This is a genomic window from Sphingopyxis granuli NBRC 100800, from assembly GCF_001591045.1.
GTDB lineage: Bacteria > Pseudomonadota > Alphaproteobacteria > Sphingomonadales > Sphingomonadaceae > Sphingopyxis > Sphingopyxis granuli.
This window is the reverse complement of sequence record NZ_BCUA01000032.1, coordinates 34,934-40,966: the sequence shown is the minus strand read 5'-3', so window position 1 is coordinate 40,966 and position 6,033 is coordinate 34,934. Positions and strand designations below refer to the sequence as shown.

General features: G+C 69.1%; 5 protein-coding genes. 4 read left to right on the top strand and 1 reads right to left on the bottom strand.

Features of this window, described 5'->3' with window-relative positions; translation table 11 throughout:
• The first annotated feature begins 222 nt into the window (after positions 1-222).
• The 3 genes from nhaA (at position 223) to SGR02S_RS09555 (ending at position 3,666) form a co-directional block, all read left to right on the top strand.
• Positions 223-1,500 carry a Na+/H+ antiporter NhaA gene (gene nhaA / locus SGR02S_RS09565; protein ID WP_067108503.1) on the top strand — a complete coding sequence of 426 codons (1,278 nt, stop codon included), beginning with the start codon at positions 223-225 and terminating at the stop codon, positions 1,498-1,500.
• A 274-nt stretch (positions 1,501-1,774) separates the two neighbouring features.
• Positions 1,775-2,542 carry a tryptophan 2,3-dioxygenase family protein gene (locus SGR02S_RS09560; RefSeq protein ID WP_067108501.1) on the top strand — a complete coding sequence of 256 codons (768 nt, stop codon included), beginning with the start codon at positions 1,775-1,777 and terminating at the stop codon, positions 2,540-2,542.
• Positions 2,539-3,666, top strand: a complete 1,128-nt coding sequence (locus SGR02S_RS09555) for an aminotransferase class V-fold PLP-dependent enzyme (RefSeq protein ID WP_067108499.1) — start codon at positions 2,539-2,541, stop codon at positions 3,664-3,666. Before SGR02S_RS09560 ends, SGR02S_RS09555 begins: the two co-directional genes overlap by 4 nt.
• Positions 3,667-3,671: 5 nt before the next feature.
• On the opposite strand, the gene SGR02S_RS09550 is transcribed toward SGR02S_RS09555, so the two are convergent.
• Entirely contained in the window at positions 3,672-5,420 is a 1,749-nt protein-coding gene (locus tag SGR02S_RS09550) for an N-acyl-D-amino-acid deacylase family protein (RefSeq protein WP_067108497.1), read from the bottom strand.
• A 269-nt stretch (positions 5,421-5,689) separates the two neighbouring features.
• On the opposite strand from SGR02S_RS09550, the gene SGR02S_RS09545 reads away from it, so the two are divergent.
• Positions 5,690-6,001, top strand: a complete 312-nt coding sequence (locus SGR02S_RS09545; protein WP_067108495.1) for an alkylphosphonate utilization protein — start codon at positions 5,690-5,692, stop codon at positions 5,999-6,001.
• The last annotated feature ends 32 nt before the right edge of the window (positions 6,002-6,033 follow it).

Here is a 6,033-nt window from a genome sequence, read left to right as displayed (position 1 = left end):
ATCCGGGGTGACGAGATAGGAAATTGCTCCTTCCAAATCCGGACCGAGTCACTACCGAATGCGGGCGGCATAGTCCGCCGGCGTAAACCCACGACGCCTGCCCTCCCTTCCCGCAAGCGGGAGAAGAGCGGCGACGTTGGCTTCGATTTGATCCGCGCACACCGAGCGGGCATAGGGATGGCCACCCTCCCGCCAACGCCGACCCGACAGGATATTCCCCGCATGCCGCCTCACTCGACGCCCCGTTCCGTCCTGCGCGCCTTTCTGGCGAGCGAGAGCGCCGGCGGGATGCTGCTGATCGTCGCGGCGGCGCTGGCGATGCTGGTCGCCAACTCGTCCTTCGGTCCGGCTTACCATCACGCGATCCATGCCGTGACCGGGCCCGTGCTGGCCGACGCGATCGGCCCGATGACGGTGCATCTGTGGATCAACGACGGGCTGATGGCGGTCTTTTTTCTGCTCGTCGGACTGGAGATCAAGCGCGAGTTCGTCGACGGGCGGCTCGCCAGCTGGGACCGGCGGCGCCTGCCGATGATCGCCGCAGCGGCGGGGATGGCGGTGCCGGCGCTGCTCTATACACTGGTCGCGGCCGGCACCCCCGGGCTCGCGCGGGGCTGGGCGATCCCGGCGGCGACCGACATCGCCTTTGCGATCGGCGTGCTGGCGCTGCTCGGACGCCGCGCGCCGACTTCGCTCAAGCTGTTCCTCGTCACCGTCGCGATCGTCGACGACATGGGCGCGGTGGCGATCATCGCGCTCTTCTACACCGCGCAGATCGACCTTGCGGCGCTGGGCGCGGCGGCGGCGGTGCTCGCGGTCATGGCCGCGTGCAACCGCGCGGGCGTCCGGCGCCTTTCGGTCTATGTCCCGCTGTTCGGCCTGCTCTGGTACGCGATGCTGCTGTCGGGGGTGCATGCGACGATCGCCGGGGTGCTCGCCGCGACCGCCATCCCCTTCGAGCGCACCCCCGATGCGCCCGACAGCGCGACCTCGCCGCTCCACCGGCTCGAACATGCGCTGCATCCGTGGGTCGCGTTCGCGATCGTTCCGCTGTTCGGCTTCGCCAATGCGGGGGTCGACATCGGCGGGCTGACCGCCGCGCAGATATTCTCGCCGCTGCCGCTCGGCATCGCGGCGGGGCTGTTCCTGGGCAAGCAGGTCGGCATCTTCGGCAGCGTCTGGCTGTCGGTGAAGCTCGGCATCGCGGGGCCGCTGCGCGGCGCGACCTGGTGGCAGGTCTATGGCGTCGCGCTGCTGTGCGGCATCGGCTTCACGATGAGCCTGTTCATCGGCGGCCTCGCCTTCCCCGGCGAACCGCTGCTGGTCGAGGAGGCGAAGATCGGGATATTGATGGGGTCGCTGGCCGCGGCGCTCGCGGGCTTCGTCGTGCTGCGTATCGCGCCGCTGCACCCGCGGCACGACGCGATCGAACGCGAAGCGCACGCCGAGATCGACGCCGACGGCGATGTCCGCGACACGTCGGACGCGGCGACGAATTAGGCTGGCGACGGCGCGGCGCGCCATGCTATCGATCAGGGCGTGACGCTATCAGGCATCCCGGCTGGCGATCGCGGCTCCGCACGGCGGGGCGGCGAATCCCGCGCGCACGTAGCGCGCGCTTCCGCCGGCCGGAGGCGCCGCGCCGGCATGCCGCTCTGGCTCGGCCAGGCCGGATCGCCGCGCCACCCCCCTGCGGGCGTGACGCCGCGCGGCTGAGCGACCGGCGCGGACCCGCGCCCCGTCCATTCGTGCCATTTTCGCAAGGGGATGCCCCATGCTCGACAAGATCGAAGTCCACAACCGTATCGAAACGCCCGAGATGAAGGATTACGGCGTCTATCTCTCGGTCGACCGCCTGCTCCAGTGCCAGAAGCGGCTCGCCGACCTGTCCACGCCCGACGAATTGCAGTTCCAGATCGTCCATCAGGTCGAGGAGCTGTGGATGAAGCTGATGGCCTTCACGCTCGCCGAGATCGACGGGCACATGGCGGCGCGCGAGACGATGCGCGTCCTGACGCTGTTCGGCCGCGTCCACCGCATCATGCGGCTGATGACCGACCAGCTTGCGCTGCTCGAGACGATGAGCCCGTTCGACTATCAGGCGATCCGGCTGTTGCTCGGCAACGGATCGGGACAGGAAAGTCCCGGTTTCCAATTGCTGCTGACGCTGCCGCAGCCATTATGGGCGCGCTACAAGGCGGTCTATCTCGACGCGGCCGGGCGCAGCGTCGCCGACGTCTATGACACCGGCTATCGCCACGACGACGCCTATATGGTCGCCGAGGCGATGGTCGAGTTCGACGAGCTATTCCAGCTGTTCCGCGCGCACCATATCCAGCTGATCCACCGGTCGATCGGCATGGGGTCGAAATCGTTGAAAGGGCGCCCCGTCGAGCTGCTCAACGCGGGCATGCGACACCGTTTCTTCCCCGAGCTGTGGGACGTCCGCTGCGAGATGACCGACCGCTGGGGCGCCGAATATGGCGTGAAGCGGGCGAGCATCAGCGGCGCGTCGGCGGCGGGCCACGGCAGCGGGCTGTGACCGGCTCGCTGCTGTCGGAAGCGGTCGCGGACCGCTTCCACCTGCCCCCCGGCGCCGTCTACCTCAAGAGCCACAGCGTCGGCTGCCAGCCGCGCGCCGCCGAGGGGCTGCTGCGCGACCGGATGCTGGCGCCGTGGCGCGACACCGGCGAGGCGTGGCCCGACTGGCTGGCCGCGATCGACGCCTGGCGCGCCGCGCTGGCGGGCCTGATCGGCGTCGAGGCCCGCGACCTGTGCCCCGCGACCAACGTCAGCGCCGGCCTGTCGCGCTATCTTTCGGCGCTGGGCACCGCGACCGGACGGCGGACGATCCTGCTCGCGCCGAGCGCCTTTCCGACCATCGGCTATGTCGCCGGCGGGCTGGCGGCGGCGGGGTGGACGGTGCGTTACCTGCCCGACGATGCCGACGTGCGCGACGCCGCGAACTGGATCGCGGCGCTCGACGACGATGTCGCGCTGGCGGTCCCGATGCACGTCAGTTCGAACAGCGGCGCGCTGACTGACATTACGGCGGTCGCGGCGGCCGCGCACGCCGCGGGCGCGCGCTGCATCGCCGATTGCGCGCAATCGGTCGGCGTCGTGCCCGTCGCCCCCGCCGCATGGGGCGTCGACGCGGTGCTGGGCACCAGCGTCAAATGGCTGTGCGGCGGCCCCGGCGGCGGCTGGTTGTGGGTCGCTCCGCACGACCGCACCGCACTCTACCCCAGCGAGCGGGGCTGGTGGAGCCACGCCGATCCCTTCGAAATGGCGATCGGCGACTTCCGCTACGCCCCCGACGCGCGCCGCTGGTGGGGCGGCACCCCCGACGTCGCACCTTTTGTCCTGTCCACCGCCGGGATCGCGGAGATCGCGGCGATCGGCGTGGACCGGATTGCGGCGCACAACCGCGCGCTGCAGGCGATGCTGCGCGACGCGCTGGAGGCCGCGACGCCGCAATGGCGCTGGCCCGAGGGCGCGATCGGCGGGACGCTGTGCATCGACACCGGCGCCGACCGGCCGCGCGTCGCGGCGCTGCTGGACCGGCACGGCCTGCACGCCGATTTTCGCGGTACCGTTCTGCGGCTGTCCTTCCACGCCTATAATGGCGCGGCGGACGTGGAGACAGCGGTGGCGGCGCTGGCCTGAGAAGCCTACTCGGCCGCCATCGCCAGTTCGACGCGCTGCGGGCCGCGGATGACGGTGCCGGGATAGGCGCCCTGCCCCTCGCCGCCGCGGAAGGTCACCACCCCCGACTTGATCGTCGCGTCATAGCCGTCCGCCTTTTGCAGCAGGCGCTTGCCACCCGCGGGCAGGTCGAAAGCAAGCCAGGGCTTGCCGAGCCGAATCCGATCCATGTCGACGACGTTGATGTCGGCGAGATAGCCGGGGGCGATCAGGCCGCGATCCTCCAGCCCATAAAGAAGCGCGGTGTCGCGGCACTGACGCTTGATCGCGCGTTCGAGCGGAATGCGACCGCCACGCTTGCGGTCGCGCACCCAATGCTGGAGCATGAAGGTCGGCGACGCGGCGTCGCAGATCGTCCCGCAATGCGCGCCGCCGTCGGACAGGCTGTTCACCGTGTCGTCGGCGTCCTGCAACGCTTCGAGGAAATCGAGATTGCCGTCGGCATAGTTGAGGATCGGCAGATAGGCGAAGCCGGCCCCGTCGTCGCGGCAGAGCAGGTCGTAGGCATAGGCCGCGGGATCGATCCCCGCCGCCGCGGCGCGCGCCGCGATGCTGGCCTCCGGCCCCGGCTCATAGTCGAAATCCTCGTCCATCTCGAACTGCATCGTCCAGCCGCCGGCGACGACCATCAGCAGCCCCATGATGTCCTTGGGCACCTCGCTGAAATCATTCTCCTCCGCCAGCAGCCGCGCCCGGAAGGCCGGGTCGAGCAGCTTCGCCTTCTGCTCGTCCCACGACAGCGCCTCGATCGCGCGCCACGACGGGCGGAAGCGGAAGGGATGCACGGTGCCGCGCCACGCCATGATGATGCCGTTGCCGCGCAGCGCGATCTGCGCGACGATGTTCGCGCCCTTCGCATTTTCGGCGCGCATCGTTTCGATCTGCTCGTCGAGCGGCAGCTCCTTGGCGATCGACTGGAGCGCGGCGAAGGTCACGGGCAGGCCGGTTTCGCGGCTGAGCTTGCCCATCCAGTCGAACTCGTTCCATTCGCGGTTGAGGTCGCTCGCCATCTCGAACACGCCGTAGCCGACGCGCCCCATCGCGCGGCCGATTTCGATCAGTTCCTCCGCCGTCGCGGTGGTGCCGGGGACGACCTCTCCATCGACCGACTTGTGGATCACCGTGCGGCTGGTCGAAAAGCCGAGCGCGCCCGCGCGCACGCCTTCCTCGACGATATGCGACATCTCCGCGATGTCCTCGGCGGTCGGCACCGCGCCCGGCTTTTCCCGGTCGCCGAGCACATAGGCGCGCACCGCACCGTGCGGAACGTGGCAGGCGACGTCGATCGTGCGCGGCAGCTTTTCGAGCGCGTCCATATATTCGGGAAAGGTTTCCCAGTCCCACGACATCCCCTCGGCCAGCGCGGTGCCGGGAATATCCTCGACCCCTTCCATCAGGCCGATCAGCCAGTCGTGGCGATCGGGACGCGCGGGGGCGAAGCCGACGCCGCAATTGCCCATGACGACAGTGGTGACGCCGTGCCAGCTCGACGGGGCCATTTCCCGGTCCCACGTCGCCTGCCCGTCATAATGGGTGTGGACGTCGACGAAGCCGGGAGTGACGATCCGGCCGCGCGCGTCGATCTCCTCGCGGCCCGCGCCGACGTCAGCGCCGACCGCGACGATGCGGTCGCCGTCGATCGCGACATCGGCGACAAAGGGCTGCGCGCCCGAACCATCGACGACCGTGCCGCCGCGAATCACCAGATCATGCATGTCCGCTCTCCCGATTATTTGGCTCTGTTTTTCGTTTCAGGGAGAAACCTATCATGGATTGCCGAGATGCCAAGGGCTTTGGGACCGAGCCTTGAAGCCACAAAAGTCACGCATGCGCGCATCGTTTTGTGTCCTTTGTGGCTTGAGAGCATCGTGCGTCAAATCTGCATCACCCTTTCTGCCGGGGAGCGGCAGGGGCGCTGCCGACTGCCGCCCTTCCCTCGCAATGGCGATTCCCATCGGCGCCGTCCTGCTCTAAGAGCGGCGCCATGACCAGCGACGATGATGACTATGTCTATGACAAGGCGAGCGGCGAATGGCTGCCCGCGAACGAAGCGCGCGCGCGGGCCGAAGCCGCCGCCGCAGGCCCCGAGGTGCGCGACGCGGTCGGCAACCTGCTGAACGACGGCGATTCGGTGGTGCTGGTCAAGGACCTGACGGTGAAGGGCGCGGGCCAGACGCTGAAAGTCGGCACGGTCATCAAGTCGATCCGCCTGACCGGCGACGCGCAGGAGATCGACTGCCGGCACGAGGGGATCAAGGGACTGGTGCTGCGCGCCGAATTCGTGCGGAAGCGCTGACGCCCTTCACTTTTTCGTGTTCCCCCGCGAAG